This is a genomic window from Streptomyces sp. SID3212 (assembly GCF_009865405.1).
Classification (GTDB): domain Bacteria; phylum Actinomycetota; class Actinomycetes; order Streptomycetales; family Streptomycetaceae; genus Streptomyces.
The window spans coordinates 1-1,145 of record NZ_WWJY01000090.1; the positions used below are offsets into that span (position 1 = coordinate 1).

Below are 1,145 nucleotides of genomic sequence, written 5' to 3' on the forward strand. Positions count from 1 at the left end.
GCGAGGGGCGCGGGCAGGCCGAGCATGGTGCCGGGGTCGGGGAGGCAGGCGGTCAGCAGGACCGCGCCGCGCGCGGCGAGGGCGTGGCAGACGCGGTCGAGGCGGCGGGCGAGGTCCTGGATGTCGAAGGCGCAGCGCAGCGTGTCGTTGACGCCGACGAGGACGGAGGCGAGGTCGGGGACGAAGTCGAGGGCGGCGGGCAGCTGGTCCTCCTCGACGTCGCGGGTGAGGGCGCCGCTGACGGCGAAGTTACGGAACTCGGCGTCACCGCCCAGCCCGCCCCCGAGCAAGGCGGCCCATCCCCGCCACCCGCCGTCCACGGGGTCCCCGACCCCGGCGGTCAGCGAGTCCCCGAGCGCGGCGAACCGAATCCCACGCGGGGCAGCGACGACCTCGCGACCGGACACCACGCCGCCGGACACGACCCGGCTGCCGAGGGCCGACTGCGCGGCCCGACTGACCGAGGACGCGTCGACAACGCCCTCTACTGCCGTCCGGCTGAGGCGAGACGGCTCGACAAAGACCCCCGGCGCGGTCAGGTCGACCGAGGACGGCACGGCAACGACGTCCGGCGCGACCGGGCGGACCGGGGCCAGATCGGCTCCCAGCACGGTCCGACCGACCGACGACAGGTCGCTTACGGCCCCGAAAACCGGTCGCGGGCACGCGGGAGCAGCCGCCACCGGACCCCGCGCAGGCGGGGACGCGGCGGACTCCGAGGTGGGCACCTCGGGTTCCTCCGTTGCCCGCGCGGCTGATCGGCCGACGAGGGACGGCTCGGCAACGACCGACGCCGACGGCCGGTCGGCCGAGGACAGGCCTATGACAGCCTCCGACACCGACCGCGCGGCGGACGGATCGCCGAGGATCGCAGCGACCGGCCGCGTGCCCACGAAAGCCGCCACCGGACCCCGCGCACGCGCAGGCACGGCGGACTCCGAGGTCGCCGCCCCAGCCCCCTCCGTTGCCCGCGCGGCTGACCGGCCGACGAGGGACGGCTCGGCAACGACCGATACCGACCGGCCGGCCGAAGACGGGCCTATGACAGCCTCCGACACCGACCGCGCGGCCGGGGACCGGTCGCCGAGAATCGCAGCGACCGGCCGCGTGCCCACGAAAGCCGCCACCGGGCCCCGCGCGTGCGG

1 protein-coding gene is annotated in these 1,145 nt (G+C 76.4%); it reads right to left on the reverse strand.

Translation table 11 applies throughout. The annotated features are described in order from the left end of the window. Window positions 1–407: GDSL-type esterase/lipase family protein (locus tag GT042_RS02840; RefSeq protein WP_345943659.1), on the reverse strand; the 407-nt coding region annotated here is incomplete at its 3' end. Between the last annotated feature and the right edge of the window lie 738 nt (window positions 408–1,145).